19 protein-coding genes are annotated in these 19423 nt (G+C 38.8%); 7 read left to right on the top strand and 12 right to left on the bottom strand.

Annotated features, from left to right (window positions below; genetic code table 11):
- Positions 1-144: 144 nt before the first annotated feature.
- Both ACN6OV_RS00460 and msrB read right to left on the bottom strand, forming a co-directional pair.
- The gene (locus ACN6OV_RS00460) at positions 145-627 is read right to left on the bottom strand and encodes a glutathione peroxidase (RefSeq protein ID WP_427948708.1); all 483 of its coding nucleotides are present in this window, start codon (positions 625-627) and stop codon (positions 145-147) included.
- Positions 624-1043, bottom strand: a complete 420-nt coding sequence (msrB, locus tag ACN6OV_RS00455; protein WP_427948737.1) for a peptide-methionine (R)-S-oxide reductase MsrB — start codon at positions 1041-1043, stop codon at positions 624-626. Before msrB ends, ACN6OV_RS00460 begins: the two co-directional genes overlap by 4 nt.
- Positions 1044-1199: 156 nt before the next feature.
- On the opposite strand from msrB, the gene ACN6OV_RS00450 reads away from it, so the two are divergent.
- Together ACN6OV_RS00450 and ACN6OV_RS00445 are read left to right on the top strand one after the other, a co-directional pair.
- Positions 1200-2435 (top strand): pyridoxal phosphate-dependent aminotransferase, encoded by a 1236-nt coding sequence (locus ACN6OV_RS00450; protein WP_427948706.1) that lies wholly within the window; start codon positions 1200-1202, stop codon positions 2433-2435.
- Between the two features lie 246 nt (positions 2436-2681).
- Positions 2682-3863 carry a YbfB/YjiJ family MFS transporter gene (locus tag ACN6OV_RS00445; protein ID WP_427948704.1) on the top strand — a complete coding sequence of 394 codons (1182 nt, stop codon included), beginning with the start codon at positions 2682-2684 and terminating at the stop codon, positions 3861-3863.
- 263 nt (positions 3864-4126) lie between these two features.
- Here ACN6OV_RS00445 and ACN6OV_RS00440 read toward each other — a convergent pair whose 3' ends face one another.
- Together ACN6OV_RS00440 and icd are read right to left on the bottom strand one after the other, a co-directional pair.
- A complete protein-coding gene (locus ACN6OV_RS00440) occupies positions 4127-4285 on the bottom strand; it encodes a hypothetical protein (RefSeq protein WP_427948702.1) in 159 nt (52 codons plus the stop codon).
- A gap of 316 nt (positions 4286-4601) precedes the next feature.
- Positions 4602-5855 (bottom strand): NADP-dependent isocitrate dehydrogenase, encoded by a 1254-nt coding sequence (icd, locus tag ACN6OV_RS00435; protein WP_427948700.1) that lies wholly within the window; start codon positions 5853-5855, stop codon positions 4602-4604.
- Positions 5856-6049: 194 nt separating this feature from the next.
- Here icd and ACN6OV_RS00430 point away from each other — a divergent pair, with 194 nt between their 5' ends.
- Entirely contained in the window at positions 6050-6832 is a 783-nt protein-coding gene (locus ACN6OV_RS00430) for a pseudouridine synthase (RefSeq protein WP_427948698.1), read from the top strand.
- Positions 6833-6864: 32 nt separating this feature from the next.
- Here the strand turns inward: ACN6OV_RS00430 and ACN6OV_RS00425 are convergent, their stop codons facing one another.
- Together ACN6OV_RS00425 and ACN6OV_RS00420 are read right to left on the bottom strand one after the other, a co-directional pair.
- Positions 6865-8121: a PD-(D/E)XK nuclease family protein gene (locus ACN6OV_RS00425; protein WP_427948696.1), complete on the bottom strand. Its 1257-nt coding sequence runs from the start codon at positions 8119-8121 to the stop codon at positions 6865-6867.
- Between the two features lie 83 nt (positions 8122-8204).
- Entirely contained in the window at positions 8205-9908 is a 1704-nt protein-coding gene (locus ACN6OV_RS00420) for a M61 family metallopeptidase (RefSeq protein WP_427948695.1), read from the bottom strand.
- A 177-nt stretch (positions 9909-10085) separates the two neighbouring features.
- On the opposite strand from ACN6OV_RS00420, the gene ACN6OV_RS00415 reads away from it, so the two are divergent.
- Positions 10086-11399, top strand: coding sequence for a D-alanyl-D-alanine carboxypeptidase PBP6B (locus ACN6OV_RS00415; RefSeq protein ID WP_427948694.1), 1314 nt, complete (start codon positions 10086-10088; stop codon positions 11397-11399).
- A 404-nt stretch (positions 11400-11803) separates the two neighbouring features.
- Positions 11804-12286: an FKBP-type peptidyl-prolyl cis-trans isomerase gene (locus ACN6OV_RS00410; RefSeq protein ID WP_086178040.1), complete on the top strand. Its 483-nt coding sequence runs from the start codon at positions 11804-11806 to the stop codon at positions 12284-12286.
- A gap of 164 nt (positions 12287-12450) precedes the next feature.
- Here the strand turns inward: ACN6OV_RS00410 and ACN6OV_RS00405 are convergent, their stop codons facing one another.
- The 6 genes from ACN6OV_RS00405 to ACN6OV_RS00380 all read right to left on the bottom strand — a co-directional run bounded on the left by ACN6OV_RS00405 (position 12451) and on the right by ACN6OV_RS00380 (position 18088).
- Positions 12451-13200, bottom strand: coding sequence for a M48 family metallopeptidase (locus tag ACN6OV_RS00405; RefSeq protein ID WP_427948692.1), 750 nt, complete (start codon positions 13198-13200; stop codon positions 12451-12453).
- Between the two features lie 143 nt (positions 13201-13343).
- A complete protein-coding gene (locus ACN6OV_RS00400) occupies positions 13344-13652 on the bottom strand; it encodes a hypothetical protein (protein WP_427948690.1) in 309 nt (102 codons plus the stop codon).
- Between the two features lie 99 nt (positions 13653-13751).
- Entirely contained in the window at positions 13752-14555 is an 804-nt protein-coding gene (locus ACN6OV_RS00395) for a M48 family metallopeptidase (protein WP_427948735.1), read from the bottom strand.
- 204 nt (positions 14556-14759) lie between these two features.
- Positions 14760-16079 (bottom strand): adenylosuccinate synthase, encoded by a 1320-nt coding sequence (locus ACN6OV_RS00390; RefSeq protein WP_427948689.1) that lies wholly within the window; start codon positions 16077-16079, stop codon positions 14760-14762.
- A gap of 64 nt (positions 16080-16143) precedes the next feature.
- The gene (locus ACN6OV_RS00385) at positions 16144-17310 is read right to left on the bottom strand and encodes an ATP phosphoribosyltransferase regulatory subunit (RefSeq protein WP_427948688.1); all 1167 of its coding nucleotides are present in this window, start codon (positions 17308-17310) and stop codon (positions 16144-16146) included.
- Positions 17311-17632: 322 nt separating this feature from the next.
- On the bottom strand, positions 17633-18088 hold the full coding sequence (locus ACN6OV_RS00380; RefSeq protein ID WP_427948686.1) for an Lrp/AsnC family transcriptional regulator: 456 nt from the start codon (positions 18086-18088) through the stop codon (positions 17633-17635).
- 142 nt (positions 18089-18230) lie between these two features.
- Here ACN6OV_RS00380 and ACN6OV_RS00375 point away from each other — a divergent pair, with 142 nt between their 5' ends.
- A complete protein-coding gene (locus ACN6OV_RS00375; protein ID WP_427948684.1) occupies positions 18231-18977 on the top strand; it encodes an AzlC family ABC transporter permease in 747 nt (248 codons plus the stop codon).
- Positions 18974-19273 carry an AzlD family protein gene (locus ACN6OV_RS00370; protein ID WP_427948683.1) on the top strand — a complete coding sequence of 100 codons (300 nt, stop codon included), beginning with the start codon at positions 18974-18976 and terminating at the stop codon, positions 19271-19273. The genes ACN6OV_RS00375 and ACN6OV_RS00370 overlap by 4 nt, the downstream gene beginning before the upstream one ends.
- Positions 19274-19423: the final 150 nt, after the last annotated feature.

Genomic DNA, 19423 nt, shown 5'->3' with positions numbered 1-19423 from the left:
TCAGCACGTAAAAATACCTGTAAAACTCCATTCTTTAAGGTCTTTGGTGTACTGAAGATTTAAGTAATCAGCTATAGTATAAACCCTAGCTAAAAATAAAGGCGCCAAAGCGCCTTTATTTTATAAAACCCAACAATCTAATATTTATTGCGCTAATGCTTTTTCAATATCTTCCGTTAACGTTTCTGGTTTTGTGGTCGGTGCATAACGGTTAATCACTTGACCATTTTTTCCTATCAGAAATTTAGTGAAATTCCATTTAATGCCACTACCTAGAATCCCTTTACTGTTGTTGGTCAAAAAGCGAAAGATTACGTGTGCTTCAGGACCTTTTACATTAACTTTGGCAAACATCGGAAAAGATACACCATAGTTCTTTTGACAAAATGTACCGATTTGTTCATTTGAACCCGGATCTTGTTCACCAAATTGATTGCATGGAAATCCTAAAACTTCCAAACCTTGCGCTTTGTATTGTTCATAAATTTTTTCAAGCCCCGCAAACTGTGGGGTAAAACCACACTTACTGGCCGTATTTACAATTAATAAAACCTTGCCTTGATAATCCGCAAAAGATTTATTTGTCCCGTCCAGTAATTCTGCTTCAAACTGGTGAATAGTCGTCATGGATAAGTTTCCTCATCATTTTTTTCTTGTGTTTTTAATTCTAAAGATGCCGAATTAATGCAATAACGCAATCCTGTCGGCTGTGGTCCATCTGGAAAAACATGGCCTAAATGTGCATCACAATGATGGCAAACAATTTCTGTTCTGACCATACCGTATGTTGTATCTAGGTTCTCTTCAACTGCTGTAGGTTCAATAGGTTTATAAAAACTTGGCCAACCACAACCACTCTCGTATTTTGTTTCCGAAGAAAAAAGTGGCTCCCCACAGCAGCGGCAAACATAGGTTCCAGTCTGCTTAGTATTCCAATACTTTCCAGTGAAAGCGGGTTCTGTCCCCTTCTGACGCGTAATACGGAACTCGTCTGGTGATAACTCTCTTTGCCATTCTCGGTCTGTTTTATTGAGTTTTCCCATCATTAACTCCTTTAAATCTTTGACATTCAGTGTCATGCTTCAGTACATCCATATTTACGCTAGAGCATGAAAAATATCTAGCTAAATTTCAACATAGATTGTGAGTTTTCAGTAATCTATATTTTTTTTAAGATCAACATTTAATTGGATGGAAATATGTCCGTTTTAGGTAACACAACGCCTCGCGAAATTAAAAAATCGTCTAAGCTCGAGCATGTATGCTACGACATTCGCGGACCAGTGTTACGAGCGGCCAATGAAATGGAAGAAGCCGGTCATAAAATTATTAAACTAAATATCGGTAACCCCGCTCCATTCGGCTTTGAAGCGCCACAAGAAATTATTAATGATGTGGCTTTAAACCTCCCTAATGCCGTAGGTTATACCGACTCAAAAGGTATTTTCCCTGCACGTAAAGCAATTTGTCAGTATTACCAACAAAAAGGCATTCTAAATATGCACGTCAATGACGTGTATGTCGGTAATGGTGTTTCTGAACTCATCGTGATGGCCATGCAAGGTTTACTCGACGATGGCGATGAAATGCTGGTACCTATGCCGGACTATCCGCTTTGGACTGCGGCTGTGAATTTGTCTGGCGGTACAGCAATCCACTATAAATGCGATGAAGAAAATTTCTGGTATCCAGACATTGCAGATATGGAAAGTAAAATCACGCCAAATACCCGTGGTATCGTAGTGATTAACCCGAATAACCCAACAGGTGCGGTGTATCCACGTCATGTGCTTGAGCAAATTGTTGCCCTTGCGAAAAAATATGACCTAATTTTATTTGCCGATGAAATTTACGATAAGATCGTTTATGACGGTATTGAACATGTTGCGGTTGCTGCTTTAGCGGGCGATCAATTGTGTATCTCATTCAATGGTTTGTCTAAAGCTTACCGTATTGCAGGTTATCGTTCAGGCTGGATGGCGATTACCGGTGATAAATCACGCGCACTAGACTACATTGAAGGTTTAGACATGTTGGCGTCTATGCGTCTATGTGCTAACCATCAAGCGCAATATGCCATTCAAACAGCATTAGGCGGTTATCAGTCAATTAATGACTTAATCCGTCCGGGTGGCCGTTTATATGAACAACGCAATATCGCTTGGGAAATGCTGAATGATATTCCGGGTGTGTCATGTGTAAAACCTGAAGGCGCAATGTATTGCTTCCCTAAACTGGACCCTGAAGTATATCCAATCGAAGATGATGAGAAATTTATGCTTGATTTCTTGCGTGCTGAAAAAGTGCTTTTGGTTCAAGGTACAGGCTTTAACTGGCCAACACCTGATCATTTCCGTGTAGTTTTCCTACCTGCTGAAAATGAACTGCGTGAAGCACTAACACGTTTAGGTCGTTTCTTGTCTAAAATGCGTTAAGTAATTCCAATTCAAAAAACCGCACAACTGTGCGGTTTTTTATTTTGATCACCATCTATTTTTGAATATTGCATGAATCAAATGAGCACGCGCTTGTCATATTTTCAGGTCAAAATTTTATAAATCTTTAAAACAATAAATTGCATTAATTCCCTATAGACTTTAGTTCAAAACTTCAGCACTGTTAAATATTCAATCGCTTATTTATGTTATTTTTTAACCAATGATAAAAATGATGAGTACAGGATGTTCTCAAGCAAAATTAAACTCAGCCTTTTTCTCTGTCTGAGCATGTGCCTCGGCATCGGCATACTGCGCTTTTCCTATACTGCTTTACTTCCTTCAACGCGTGAAGCATTTGGTTGGAGTCCGAGCTTTGCCAGTTTATTGGGCAGTGCCAATCTATTGGGCTATTTAATTGGTGCATTTTGGGCGATGAAACTGCCACAAAATAAATCCATGGCATCCTATATTCAAATTTCCGCCATTGCCGGCACTCTGAGTTTGGCCAGTTGTGCATGGGGCGGATTACCCGAATTTTGGTATGTAATTTGGCGAATTATTTCTGGTATTAGTGGCGGTTTATTAATGATTTTATCGCCGAGTGTTGTTGCACAGTGCTGTCAATTACAAGACCGTTTTAAAATTAACTTTGTTGGTTTTAGTGGGATTGGCTTAGGGGTATTAATGGCTACCTTGTTTTTGCCCTACATCAAACAAATTTCTACACAATACGCGTGGTTAATTCTTTTTTCCTTTGCGACCGTCATTTGCATCATCCTCAGTCTGCTTTTAAAAGAATTTAAGCAACATTTTACTGCTCAAGCGCCAATCGCAAGCAATGAGCAAAAGCTCGGTGGCATCTTTTATTGTTTATTGGTGGTATATAGTGCCAGCGCTTTTGCCTATGTGCCCCATTCCCTATTTTGGATTGATTATCTCAGTCACACCTTACAACTTTCACCTTTCGGGATTAATTCCAACTGGATTTTATATGGTGTAGGCAGTGCTTTAGGGGCTTTTAGTGCATACACATTGGCACAAAAGTTCGGCAATATCACCACCTTAAAAATCTTATACAGCGTATATGTAATAGCAATTTTTGTTGCCATATTCAATTTTAGTCCACTGTTTACATTTATTTCCTCATTCTTAACGGGATTATTAAATCCGGCTGTGGTGTTTCTCACCTCGTATAGCATTTTGCAAATCTATGGTTCAGCGTATAAAAAACTTTGGAGTATCGCCACTTTATGTTTTGCAACGGTGCAACTGGTTGGTGGACTCAGTTTTAGCTTTTTACAAAGCATAGGCGCAAATTATTCACAACAATTTATCTTGGCCGCGACAGTATTGTTGATAGGGACAATACAATTATTTTGGTTTACGCGTCAGGAACAGGCCACACCATCATCGCAAGCTCAATAAAAAATCTAACCATGATAGAAAAGCCTGCACACGCAGGTTTTTCTCATTCAAATATGTTTAGGGCTACAACTTTTTCAGTCGCTTCTTTAATTTTTTCAAAACAGAACTATGTTTTGAAATTTTATTTAACCTCGCTTTAATTTCCTTTTTAAGAGATTTCTTTTTAGACAAATTATTCTCCTTCTTGTCTACTCAACAATAAAATATCATTTAAACAATGAATTTAGGTTGATATGCACGATATTTCATGTGCAATTCTGACATCAATGCTGCTGTCGCTGATCTCTTTGATGTGGTTGCTGTTTTTGTCTCTTCTGCTGTTGTTGATTCTCTTGTTGCTGTTGCTGTTGCTGTTGCTGTTGCTCATTTTGTTGACGCTGTTGATCCGACTGTTGATTCTGTTGCTGTTGCTTACGAGTCATTGCATTTCTCCATTACCAACTTAAGGTATCATCAGATATTTATACTGAAGAACATTAATCAATTTACCCCTATTCAGCTAAGATCCAAGTCGTGAAATGTTTCGAAATACTTCATTGTAAAACCTAGCTGCAATAATGATTTGCAAATCAATCCACATGCTTTTTTGTAATTACGAAAATTCACTCGATTGATGCGCTTTTATACGTTTAGTAACACGAGCAATGTTTGTTCATGGCTCATTTTTAGGTCTGAACATAAAAAAGGACCGATAATAATCAGTCCTTTTAGAGAGTCTCTTCGTAGGTAATTACAGCTTTAATCCATATGTTCAATAATGGCTTGTCCAAACTCAGAACAGCGCAATAATTTTGCACCTTGCATCAAACGCTCAAAGTCATAGGTGACCGTTTTCGCTTCAATCGCAGCTGAAATCCCCTTGATAATTAAATCTGCCGCTTCGACCCAGCCCATATTACGCAGCATCATCTCCGCAGAAAGAATAATCGAACCCGGATTGACTTTATCTTGCCCTGCATATTTCGGTGCTGTGCCATGCGTTGCTTCATAGACTTGCACTGCACCACCAATATTGGCGCCCGGTGCAATCCCGATACCACCGACCTCAGCAGCTAAGGCATCTGAAATATAGTCACCATTCAGATTTAATGTCGCTATAACTGAATAATCCGTAGGACGCATAAGGATTTGCTGTAAAAATGCATCTGCAATCACATCTTTAATCACAATATCTTTGCCAGTTTTCGGGTTTTTAATTTTTACCCACGGCCCACCATCGAGCAATTCACCACCAAAACGCTCCAATGCAACTTCATAGCCCCATTCTTTAAAAGCACCTTCGGTATATTTCATGATATTGCCTTTATGCACCAAAGTGACATTCGGCTTATCATTATCAATTGCAAATTGAATAGCTTTACGCACCAACCGCTGTGAACCTTCTTTCGACACAGGTTTAATGCCAATTCCACAATGCTCTTCAAAACGGATTTTGGTGACACCCATTTCTTCTTTGAGGAATTTAATAATTTTTTTCGCTTCAGGTGAGTCAGCTTGCCACTCAATCCCCGCGTAAATATCTTCTGAATTTTCCCGAAAGATCACCATATCGGTACGTTCAGGATGCTGCACAGGTGAAGGTACACCTTTAAACCAACGCACTGGGCGCACACATACATATAAGTCGAGTTCTTGACGCAGTGCTACGTTGAGTGAGCGAATACCACCACCGACCGGTGTGGTTAATGGCCCTTTAATGGAGATCACATAATCGCGTAAAGCTTCAAAAGTCTCTTCCGGCATATAGGTGCCATAGATTTTATTGGCTTTTTCCCCGCAATAGACTTCCATCCACTCTATTGCACGTTTACCACCATAAGCTTTTTGTACCGCTGCATTGACTACATTTTTCATCACAGGGGTAATATCCACCCCAATTCCATCACCTTCAATAAATGGAATAATCGGGTTATTCGGGACATTGAGTGATAAATCTGAATTTACGCGAATCTTTGCTCCATCCACTGGAACGACAATCTTCTGATAACCCATAACCGTGGTTCTCCCTGAGAAGTGAATAAAATGAAAAAATAAATGTCGATAGATAACACTTTTAACTGGTCTTCACGCATAATACTCTAATGCAAATCCCCCTTATTTGAGATTTAGATGGAAAATAACTGCATTTCTCCATTGAATAAATCTTCACCAATTTAAATTATTGTTATTTACAGAAGTTATTTACTATGAAAATCGTCATCTTAAATAAACCATTTGACGTGCTCTCCCAATTCCGTAAAGACGAAGCACACATGACGATCTCTGACTTTGTCGATGATCCTACGCTTCGTATTGCTGGCCGTTTAGACATGGACTCTGAAGGTCTGGTGTTTTTGACCGATCATGGTGGCTTAAACCAATACATCACCAATCCTGCCAATAAAAAGTTTAAAACCTATGTCGTGCAACTCGACGGCGATGTTACCGAAGAAGCATTAGAGCAACTTCGTAAAGGGGTTGAACTGAAAGATGGGATGACTCTGCCTGCAAAAGCGATCAAAATCCCTCAGCCAGAATGGCTTTGGGATCGTGATCCTCCTGTGCGTTTCCGTGCCAATATTCCAACGTCATGGGTTGAAATTCAGATTTGTGAAGGCCGCAACCGTCAAGTGCGTCGTATGACTTCTGCGGTCGGTTTCCCTACCTTACGTTTAATTCGTACACGTATTGGTGGCATTGACATCGTACAAATGGGACTTAAACCGGGTGAAACCAAAGAAATTGAACCACTACTTTATCCAGATTTCCAAAGCGTACCTGCTGAAGAACCTTACCGCTCACGTTCTTATGTGAAAAAACCGGGGGGTACAGGTGGTAAACCAATGGTGCGTAAAAACAAAGATGGCTCTGTGAAAAAATCAGGCACTAAGCGTATTTGGCAGATGGATGAAAGCGAGAAACCGAAACGCCGTACCAATGGTACAACGCGCCCGAATACTAAAGCACCTCGTGGACGTAATGGTCGTTAAAAATTTAAAATATTATTAACAAAATAAAACCCTCAATTGAGGGTTTTATTTTGTTCCATTGTCTCTTGATTTAAGATATTTATATATGCTACTAAATCTTTATTTATTAAGTCTGAAAATCTACTTTCAATAATTCTTTTAAGCTCATCATAATTTCCATGTTCTTTAAAATCATTAAGCTCTTCTTTTGATAAAATATTTTTTTGAAAACTTAAATGCCATTTAGAAGCAAAACTTTTAATTTTAATTTTATTAAAAAATTCGTATTTAGAATAAATGTGATAAAGTCTATTTCTTAACTCCTTATCTCCATCACCAATTTTTAAGTCAAAATTAACTACATTATCTCTAATATTAAACTCAAATAAATAAACCCAGTTTTCCTGTAAATTATCATCAATCAATAATTTTTTCTCTTTTAATAATTGAGAATTTTCGAAAAAATAACTAGGTTTAAACCGAATATATGTTTTACTACTCTGAAAACTTATAGTTTTTGATTCGTTTTCAATTAAGTCCTGTAAGATTTCACCAACTACTAACTTAATAGATCGTGTTTTATATTTAAAAACTAAATCAAATGCTGTTTTGTATTTTTTATAAAGCCTTTGTGCAATTTCTTCAATTTCTTCATTTTGATTTAACATGGATTCCAACGTTATTAAATATTGTTCAATGACAAAATGAATTCTATCAGAAACATTTAAACTTTTATTATTTAAAATTAAATGCAACAGCTTAATAATATGTAAGTAATTTAATTGCACATAATACTCTTGCTCTTGTTCACTTATAACCTGATCCAATAGTGACAAATAAATATAAATTTTATGTTTATAATTATTATATTCACTCTCCACATATTCTCTATATTTTTTTAACTGCCCTTCTCCCTCGCTTGAGTAAATTTTATTTTCAATTATCATACAAAATTTATTATTTTTAGACAGGAACAATAAATCTATATTTTTATGTTCTCTCTTAATAATTAAATCATCTAAATTAAGTTCAATAAAATCAAATACAGATAACCCACTATCGCCACCTAAATTTTGATACTCATTTTCCTTGAAGTAAATTTTAATAAATTCTTTTAAAACATAATCACCTAATCCATGAGTCTCCTGAGGATTAAATAGCCATGCTAAAAAATTTGAATGTTGTAGCTCTCGGTGTGAAATATTTAAGATATCCATTAAATTAACTTCTTCTTTTACAAAACTCTGTAAATTCATAAAGTCATCATCAAGAATTAGTTCTTTCAATAATCTTTCATCGTTATTACACATAAAAACCATATAAAATATAATTCTAAAAAGTAAGAACCCATACTTAAGTATGGGTTTTACATGAAATTAATCTGGTTTGCAAATTAAGTTTTCAACCACTTTTCTGCTTTGGCCTGATCTTCAACTCTCAGCTCTACTTCAGTCAAATTCGAACCCGATGCATTGACTTCAAATGTCATCAGTTCATCACGACGGAAGGCATAGACCGTATATGTTCCATCTTGCTTGGCATATTTTTCTGCCAATTTTACAGTCGCTTTTAGACCATCAATCGCAATGATTACATCGTTGGCAGACAACCCAGCTAGAACACCTGAACCATTACGGCGCGCAGACTGTACCAATACACCTTCTGGTTTATCGATAAGTTTTAAGCCAAATGGTAAGGATTTATCATTTTTCAAGGTGTAGCTTAAACCAAACTCTGGGAACAACTGATCTAGCGGCAATTCATCTGTGGTATTGATCAAATGATTAATCTGTTCAAGCCAGTTATCACCAGTGAGTGCATTACATAACTCAAAAATCGTCCGCTCATGCACCTGCTGACCATTTTGCGCATTTTCATATAGCTTACGCATTAAAGCATCTAGACTTGAACCGCGTAAACGTAGGCCTAAGTCCAAACATAATGCCACTAAACAACCTTTGTTGTAGTAACTCGTGCCCGCATTATTGGAGTTTTCATCCTGACGGTAGAATTTCACCCATGCATCAAAACTCGATTCCGCGACCGTTTGGATTTCACGGCCTGGGTTTTGCAAATAACGATCAATCTGTGCTTTTAATAATTTGATATACGATTCTTGGTTAATCACGCCACTACGCAACAAGATCAAATCATCATAGTACGAAGTGAAACCTTCAAAGATCCACAGTAAAGACGTATAGCCTTCCTTGTTTAAATCATAATTAACAAAGTTTTCGGGGCGAATAAATTTCACCAACCATGAATGGAAATATTCATGGCTACAGAGCCCCAAGAAGCGTTGATAATCTGCCGAAGGTTCAGCTGGCTCATCTGCTTTAGGTAGGTCATCACGCGGCGTAATCAGACTCGTACTGTTGGGATGTTCCAAACCACCATAGCTATTTCCAGTCGCCATAGTCATAAAGGTATAGTCTTTAAATGGCGCTGAACCGAACATTGAGATTTCAGTTGCACAGATTTTTTCAATGTCTTGCTGCATACGTTCAGCATTCATGGCATGTTGACCAGATACCACAAATTCATGTGGGATACCATTGACCTTAAAGCTAAAACGAGTTTGATCTGCTAACTCAAACGGCGCATCAATTAGCTGTGCATAGTTGTCTGCATATAAAGTAAAACGACCTTTGACCAAGCTCTTCGACTGTAAACCTGTCGCCAATTGGAAATGTTTCAGTTCAGGTGGTAAGAATACTTCAACTTCAATCGCTGTTTCTTCCTGACCTTCTAAACCTAAACATGCGCAGGCTGGATTGACATATAAACGGTTTTGATCGACATAAGCGCCACGCACAGACAAGTCATAGGCATAGACGTCATATTCAACCGTAATCAGCTCATGATCTGTATTAAATAAACGCCATTTGTTTTTTTCAAATTTCTGAATTTGCAGCAAACGACCATCTTCATCATAGGCACGAACAGCTTCAATGTGCTTCGAAAATTCACGAATCAAATAACTTCCCGGGATCCAAGAGGGTAAAGAAAGGACTTGTGTTGGGTTAGCCAAGAAGCGTGCAGTCACATGGACTAAATGCTGACGATAATCGTCAAATTCGATTTGATAATGCAACATAATGGGCGATATAAAATAAATGAAAGATAACTTATCAATTAGCTTAACATTTTTTACAACTCAATGCGGAACTGTCGCTATTGTCTACAATTAAGACTAGTCAGCCGAAAAAAAAAGGCATAGCATGCCTAAAATTTTCATTTTACCGCCAACGGAATGGTTGGTTAAGGAACTTCATTGAAACATGTGATCTACCTCATCGCGGCACTCAGTTTTTTGTGCGCCACGATCGCAAATGCAGCCCTCTTAAATATCGTCCCTGAAACCGTTGAAGCAGAAGCTTGGACTGTCCTTGATCCTCAATCAGGACAAGTCATTGCTGAACATAATAGCCATGTTCAACGTGCGCCGGCTTCACTAACTAAAATGATGGTGGCTTATATTGCCTTAAAGGAAATTAAAGCGGGACATTTGCGTAAGGATGAAATTCTCACAGCCACCCCTATCGTAGAATTGGTGCAATGGGATGAATCACAAATGTACTTGAAGCAAGGTGAACAAATTTCTGTAGATCATCTGCTTGCCGGCCTTGTGGTGATGTCTGCCAATGATGCAGCGGTTACTTTGGCTGAACGGATTTCGGGTGATATTCCACGCTTTGTTGAGCGTATGAATAAAGAAGCCAAAGCTTTGGGAATGAATGACACCCACTTTCAAAATCCAGCCGGCATTACCATGCCTGAGCACTATTCTACTGCTGCCGATCTTGCACGTTTAGGCCGAGTGCTCGTGACTGAAACACCTGATTATTTATATTATTCAAAACAACAAAGTTTTAGCTATAACCAACATTTTCACCGCGCAACGAACATCTTACTGAAACAAGATCCTACAGTAGATGGTTTAAAAACTGGTTTTACCAAAGCTGCGGGACATAATTTAGCATTAACAGCCAATCGTATGATTGCAAATCCAAATGCACCTGAACGTCGTTTAATTGTGGTGGTATTGGGCTCAAAGAGTGGACTTAAACGCGCTGAAGTCGCACATCGTTTAATGAATTTAGCCTATACCTACACACGGAATGAAGTGGCGATTAAGGATCGTCAACTGATTGCAGAACTCCCCGTGATTAAATCGACGCTCAAAATGTTTAAAGTGGAAACGCAACAACCGAAACTGATTACAACGTCATTATACGATCAAGCCTATGCCATCGATTTACAGGCATTTGACCAAGCACAGCAACGGATTATGTTGAATACAGGTAATGGTCAAATTCAGGCCATTGAACCTCTACGTGAGACGCAGACTCAACTCAATGTGGAAATGAATGAAAAACAACTGACCGCACCTTTGGCCAAAGTGATGAAATTGGCAACCGTGACGGTGTATCAAAACAATCAACTGATCAATAGCTTCGATATTGAAGATGATGTTCAAATTGAGGAAGCCAATATTTTTGAACGTTTCCTTCTGTGGATTAAAAGCTTATTTAGTATTTTTTCCAGTGAAAGCTCTGAGCTTAAAATCTACCCCCTTGATCAATAATGTAATTCCGTAGCTTATAAGACAGCCTTACAAAGCATAAAAAAGAAGATGGCATGGCATACTCGTGCTATCTTCTTTTTTACTCTCAGTAAAACTATAATAAATAGATATTTCAATAAATAATACAAATGACTTCAAGTTACATCATATCGTGATTGTTGATAATAGCAGGCCAATAAACGGCTTTATGCATCAGACACGCCCTACCGCTATGCACAGACAAGGTTTCTGACAGCCAAAAATTTTGTTATACGAAAAATTGCATTGAAATTTTAATATTCGTCCCTATTAATGAAAAAAGCATCATAAACATCTAAAAATTGCATTTTTTTGATAAATTTAGTCTACAAATATGCAATTTCACTTTATGATGTAACCCTTAAAAAATTGAATGGATCAATAACATGACTGCTATTGCAAATAACTCTGTGGTTTCTTTCCACTACACATTGACTAATGCAGAGGGTGAAACTCTCGACCAATCTCAAGGTGAGCCACTAGCATATTTGCACGGCGCTGGTAACATCATCCCAGGTCTAGAAAAAGCGCTTGAAGGTAAAACAGTTGGCGAAAAATTCACTGTAAATGTTCCTGCTGCTGAAGGTTATGGCGAATATAACCCAGACCTAGTTCAAGAAGTTCCTGCGCAAATGTTCCAAGGCGTGGACAACATCCAAGCTGGTATGCAGTTCCAAGCTCAAACTGATGACGGCGTTCAAATCGTAACTGTTAAAGCTGTTGAAGGCGACAACGTTGTTGTTGATGCGAACTTCCCACTTGCTGGTCAAGATTTAACTTTCGAAGTTGAAATCGTTGAAATCCGTGAAGCTTCTGCTGAAGAACTTGAACATGGTCATGTACACGGTGTAGGTGGTCACCACCACTAAGATCATTTAGGTCTACATCGAAAAAAGGCAAAGTTTTTACTTTGCCTTTTTTATTTTTTCAAATGTGATGCAGATGCTGTAGCTATCTTTCTTGGTTCTATCTCGAAAATTTAAAACAGCAGATATAAAAAAGCAGGCCGAAGCCTGCATCTTTCATATATGAATTAACGACGTTGATTATAGATTTGTTGTGCTGCCGGTAAGTTTTTACGCATTGCATCAATACGTTGTGAGTTAGATGGGTGTGTTGAAAGGAACGATGCTCCACCAGAACCTTCTAGTTTGTTCATTTTTTCCCAAAGTGTAATTGCTGCTTGTGGGTTATAACCAGCACGTGCCATAAGCATTAAACCACCTTGGTCGGCACGACTTTCTAAAGAGCGTGAATACGGTAGGCCCACACCAATTTGACTGCCTAATTGGGCTGCCGCTGCGCCCAATTGTCCCACGTTATTCCCTGCGGCATTTAAACCAATATTTAGCGCAAGGTCAGTCAGTGCTTGAGCACCTAGTTTACTTTTCGCATGCTCTTCAAGTGCATGCACCATTTCGTGACCCATCACCGCTGCAATTTCTGCATCAGTTAAGTTCAGTTTATTCACAATGCCAGTATAAAACACCACCTTACCACCCGGAGCAACAAAGGCATTGACTTGATCAGATTTCATTACAGCCAACTGCCATTGGAAAGTTTGACCTGTTTGATTCATCTGATTGGCAATCGGACGTAATTTTAAGAATACTGAGTTAATACGTTTATAGGTACTTGATGATGTATCCAATTGGTTTTTAGCACGAGCTTCCGTCACCATTTGGTTATAGCTTTGCGTCGCTTGTGCATTTAATGTTGCAGTATCTGCACCCGCCATATCTGCAAAGGTTGCACAGCCCGAAACAGTGATCACACCTGCCATACACAAGCTCGTTAATATTATTTTTTTCACTAAAATTACTCCAGATCATTAAAATATAAGTGAATTATGCAGGTATTATATTGTTATGGATAAGCGCATAAAATGAAGATATAGAGATATATAATAGTATTTATGTAACTTTATTAAACCAAAAACTGCAGTGCCAACCAATACACCAAACAAATGACATTCAAGCCAAGATAAACATTTAGCATAGGCTTAATTTTTTGCTCTAATTGTTCGTCTTTGCGTTTAAAAAATAGATAAGCATTTTGAATCAGGATAAGCGGCACCAGAATACAGGCAATAATCACCGACAACCCAATCAAAGCTTGATACATAATCGCAGGATCTTGGGTTTGCACACGGATAATCATCATTGCAATTGTCGGCGCTCCCCCCATTGCAAACAATAAAGAATAGAAAATGGTTGTTGAAATATTTTTTTGCATCCTGCAACGACTCTTCCGATTTTAAGATTGCATTTTAGCAACTCCACCTACGGTGTATAGCTAGCTAAAATGCAACTTTAGTCTTGAAATGCTGAATAATTAACGACGTACGCTCGAAGGTGACGCATTTTTATAATATTGCTGTGCTTCTGGCATCATTTTTTGCATCGCCGCAATACGGTCATTATTACTTGGATGCGTTGACATGAATTTGCTTAAAGCATCGTTACCACTACTGTCATTGGCATTCATTTTTTTCCATAATGAAATCGCAGCTTCTGGGTTATAACCTGCCTTTGCCATCATGACTAAACCACCTTTATCAGCACGGCTTTCTAAATTACGTGAATACGGTAAGCCCACACCAAATTGGCTACCCAAGTCAAGTAAGGTTGCCCCATAACCTCCTGCTGCATTGCCGACGTATTGTGAGCCAATACTCACCGCTAAATTGGTTAGCGCAGATGCACCAATCTTGTTTTTCGCATGCTCTTCTAAAGCATGCACCATTTCATGCCCCATAATTGCTGCAACTTCATCATCGGTCAGTTTTAAAGTTTCCACAATTCCTGTGTAGAACACTACTTTGCCACCCGGTGCAACATAAGCATTCACTTCTTTGGATTTAATCACCGCTACTTTCCAATCAAATGTTTGCCCTGTTTGGTTCATTTGATCTGCAAATGGTTTCATTTTCCAGAATACGCGGTTTACTTTTTTATAGGTTGCTGACTTGGTGTCTAGAACTTGTTTGCTTTGTGCGTCTTTCAACATTGCATTATAAGATTGCGTTGCTTGAAGATTTAATGAGGCAGAATCTGCGCCGGCAAAATCGGCAATGGTGGTACAGCCCGATAAAGAAGCAACGACGGCAACACATGCCAAAGATTTTTTATAATTCATCATGATCTCTAGTTATTCATAAAGAACGTCAAATATATACAAAAATCCTCAGTTCTCAAGATTTTTGTGGTTTATTTTTCAAAATTGTTATTAATCCAGAGTTTAAATTTAACAATTTTGTTTATTCTTTATTTTTTCTTTAATAATAGCTATGAAAAAGCCCCGCAAATGCGAGGCTTTTTACATCATTTATTCAAATGCAGATTAAGCATCGAATGGATGACGTAGAACTATCGTTTCTTCACGGTCAGGACCAGTAGATACGATATCAATTGGGCATTCAATTAACTGTTCAATACGTTTGATATAGTTAATCGCTGCTTGTGGCAATTGATCAAGTGATTTCGCACCAAAAGTCGATTCAGACCAACCCGGCATTGTTTCGTAGATTGGTTTTAAAGTTTCAAATGCAAGCGCATCAGAAGAACCGACGCAACCTGAATCAGCTGCTTCGTAACCTACACAGATTTTCACTTCTTCTAAACCGTCTAAAACGTCTAGTTTAGTTAAGCAAATACCTGAAAGTGAGTTCACTTCTACTGAACGACGAAGAATTTCAGCATCAAACCAACCACAACGACGTTGACGACCAGTAGACGCACCAAATTCTGAACCCACAGTACCAAGGTGTTTACCGATTGCATCGCCAACATCGTTAGCAGCATCGTAAACAAGTTCAGTTGGGAATGGACCCGCACCTACACGCGTTGTGTACGCTTTAGTGATACCCAATACATAGTCAAGGTGTAATGGACCAAGACCTGAACCTGAGCTTACGCCACCAGCAGTCGTGTTTGAAGAGGTTACATACGGATATGTACCGTGGTCTACGTCAAGAAGTGAACCTTGCGCACCTTCAAACATAATTTTCTTACCAGCTTTACGGTAAGTGTGAAGTTCGCCAGTAACGTCCATCACCATAGGTTCAATGACTTTACGCCATTCATCACATAGTGCAATAACGTCTTCAACTTTAACTGCTTCAACACCGAAGAATTGAGTCAATTGGAAGTTGTGGTATTCAAGCAGCTCTTCAAGTTGAGCTTTAAGATGTTCACCACCACGTACAAGGTCAGCAACACGGATTGCACGACGTGCAACTTTGTCTTCGTATGCTGGACCGATACCACGACCGGTTGTACCAATTTTCGCATTACCACGTTTGATTTCACGCGCTTGGTCAAGTGCAATGTGGTGAGGAAGAATCAATGGACAGTTTGGAGAAACACGTAGACGCTCACGAACTGGTACGCCTTCTTTCTCAAGAACACCCATCTCTTTGATTAACGCTTCTGGTGAAAGAACCACACCATTACCAATTAAGCAAAGTACGTTTTCACGTAAAATACCAGATGGAATGAGGTGTAATACAGTTTTCTTACCACCAACCACAAGTGTATGACCTGCGTTGTGTCCGCCTTGATAACGAACTACCGCAGCCGCTTGATCTGTGAGCAGGTCGACGATCTTACCTTTACCTTCGTCGCCCCATTGGGTACCAAGTACCACAACATTCTTGCCCATAATAGCCTCATTGCATCATGCTGTTAAAATTGAAAAACGTTTGTGTGAGATACACATCACGCGATTAAATTTGTTTGATTGTCCACTCGCCATTTGCATTTACCAATTGATGGCTTGCAGATGAAACTGAGCTTAAATCATCATTACCTAACAATTGAACCACACTGAAACCTTCGTTTCGTGCTGATGCAATTGCATTTAATAAATCTGCTTCAATACCTTTGGGTGCAACCAAAACTTTAGCACTCTGAACTTGACCCGCAGTTAATGCATATAAGTCACAAGAGAAGCCTGTTGCTGGACGTGCACGACCAAAATGTTCACCAATACCATCATAGCGACCACCTTGAGCCAGTGGTGCAGCACGGTTTGGCGCATAAACGGCATACATTAAACCAGTGTGATAATGGTATGAACGAAGTTCTACAACATCGATACCAATATGTAGTTCTGGCCAACGCGCCTGAATTGCGGCTTGTGTCGATTTCACTGCATCAAATGCAAGTTTAAATGCTTCGTTATTTAAAACTTCAGCACTTAAATTTGCTTGTAACGCATCTAAATCACTTGCAAAACGACCTAAGGTATAAAAATCTTGACCGAATGGAAGCGTTTGTGTGAATTCAGCCAACTCAGGCAAAGCTTTACGTTGATACAAGTCAGAAAGCTGACGTTCAATCGCTTTACTTAAACCTGCTTGCTTAACCAAGCTACGGAATAAACCGACATGCCCTAAATCTAGATGGATACCGTCTGAATGACCTGCTGTTTGAAGCAAGTTAATCATGACATCGATCAACTCAACGTCAGCATCAATGCTGTCCGAACCAAAAAGTTCTGCACCTAATTGTAATGGTGCACGTGTGGTATTAAATCCCTGAGGCTTAGTATGTAACACTGTCCCAGCGTAGCAATAACGAGCTACACCTTCGACAGGATGTACATGCGCATCAATACGAGCCACTTGTGGTGTCATATCGGCACGCACACCAAGTAAACGACCAGACAACTGATCGATAACTTTAAAAGTGGCTAAGTCTAAATCTTGATTCGATTCTGAAAGAGAAGATAGAGATTCGATGTATTCAATGAATGGCGTGTACACCAACTGATAACCTCGAGATGCGAGGAAATCTAATGCTTTACGACGCAAAGACTCAATCACTTGCGCCTGTTCTGGCAGTACATCAGCTACACCATCAGGTAATAACCATGTCTCTGAAATGGGCATGTTGTAAACCTAAATTCTTGTCAGCGCGGAACAAATCCGCATAAAAAAATCGGGAGCACACCCGATTTCTCTTAGTTTAGCACGATAGTTTTACGCTTGCACATGACTTTTTCATAAAAGATGCATAACTTTCTACCGAATAATCGACCACAACCCAACATAAAGATAAGATTTTGTTTATTCAATATTTTTACTAAGCAAACTCAATTATTTTTTAACCATTTGATAAAATATTAAGAGCTCAAATTTAATATCACAAAAAATACAAATACTTTGTAAAATGCAATAAGACTCAAAGACTTAATTTTTACGCGCTTGAAACTCAATCCAACGGAAGCTCTGTAGTTTGTTTAACGGTCTGCAAAGGAATTTCCGTTTTCACATTTTGGATGCTTTTAATCATATTCAAACGATGCACCTGAAATTTACGATAGGCATCCAAATCTGCTACCACGATTCTTAAGAAAAAGTCACAATCCCCTGCCATGAGCTGACATTCAACCACTTCAGACATGTCCTGAATGGCATCAAGAAAACTATTGACCGTAATCACATCTTGCCCTTTAAGCCAAATCCGTGCAAAAACAGTTAAACCTAATTTCAATTTTGAGGAATTTAGTAAAGCTACATATTTTTCAATATAACCATCCTCCTCAAGCTGCTTCACTCTGCGCAAACACGGTGATGGTGACAATCCGACCAATTGCGCCAATTCATTATTTTGCAACTTTCCATTACGTTGCAGTTCTTGCAAGATACGCTTATCAATTTGATCCATCAATTCAGCACTTTATTTCATATTTAAAACCAATTTAGCAATTTTATTGCTTTTTATCAGCTTTCATTACTTAATTAAACGCCAAATTTCACGGTTTTATACATAAAATACTGTTCTAGCTTTTTAATCTTTGGAAAACGTCATGTTGATGTTTAGAAATACCACGACCGATACTCAAGTTTCAGACAATGCAATCGAGTTTAAACGTGGGCTCAAAACATCAATTCCAATGCTGCTTGGCATTATTCCATTTGCACTGGTACTGGGCACACAAGCGACACAAAAAGGTTTTTCTAGTTTAGAAGTGCCGCTACTTACCGGTTTAAATTTTGCCGGTGGTTCAGAGTTTGCCATTTTAGAAGTCTGGACCAATCCACCGAACATCCTCATGTTGATGTTCATCACGTTTTTGGTGAATAGCCGACATTTACTGATGGGTGCAAATCTTGCACCCTATTTGTGTCACCTCCCCAACAAGACTGTGTACAGTGCCTTATTTTTTATGTGTGATGAAAGCTGGGCTGTCGGTTTGGCAGATGCACAAAAGAAGCAACGTCTGTTTAACGATCCACGCGCCTTTAGCATGATGTTCTATGCAGGATTATGCTGTGCCTTATATTTAATGTGGATTGGTTTTACCACTTTAGGCGCGGTCATTGGACCGATTCTAGGAGATGTACAACGTTTCGGCTTTGATATGGCATTTCCCGCAGTATTTCTAGTTTTATTACGTGGCATGTGGAAAGGCTTTAAAGCAGCGCGACCTTGGCTGGTGAGTCTAATTGCAGCTGCATTGGCCTATTTATACTTACCATCGGGTTGGTATGTACCGATTGGTGCCGTCAGTGGGATTATTTCAGCATTCTTTTTGATTGGAGATGACGCATGATCCATTCAAGCACGGTGATTGCGATTGCCTTTATTGCAGCAACGACGTACCTCACCCGTATATTGGGTTACATCCTGCTAAAAAATAGGACTTTGACCAATAAACAGCGCCAAATTATGGAGGTTGTACCCGGCTGCGTGCTGATTTCCGTGATTGCACCTTATTTTGTTAAAGACAATCCAGCAGATTTGCTTGCCATGATAATTACCTTAATTGCAGCATCTAAATTTTCCTTACTGCCTACCGTGGTGATTAGCATGCTCTCTGCGGCAGTACTGCGATTAGTTTTGGTTTAATTTTTTCCTTCCAAAAATTAAAAAACCTCATAACCATTTACGATCATGAGATTTTTTAATTGGGAAGTTATTTATATAGGACTTACGCACTATCCTTTTTGTAATTTCTGTGGAAGAAGATGATTCTTGTCTAAAATAAACGCATGAATA

It is taken from the genome of Acinetobacter sp. (assembly GCF_050285345.1).
GTDB lineage: Bacteria > Pseudomonadota > Gammaproteobacteria > Pseudomonadales > Moraxellaceae > Acinetobacter.
This window is presented reverse-complemented; position numbering and strand designations above follow the sequence as displayed.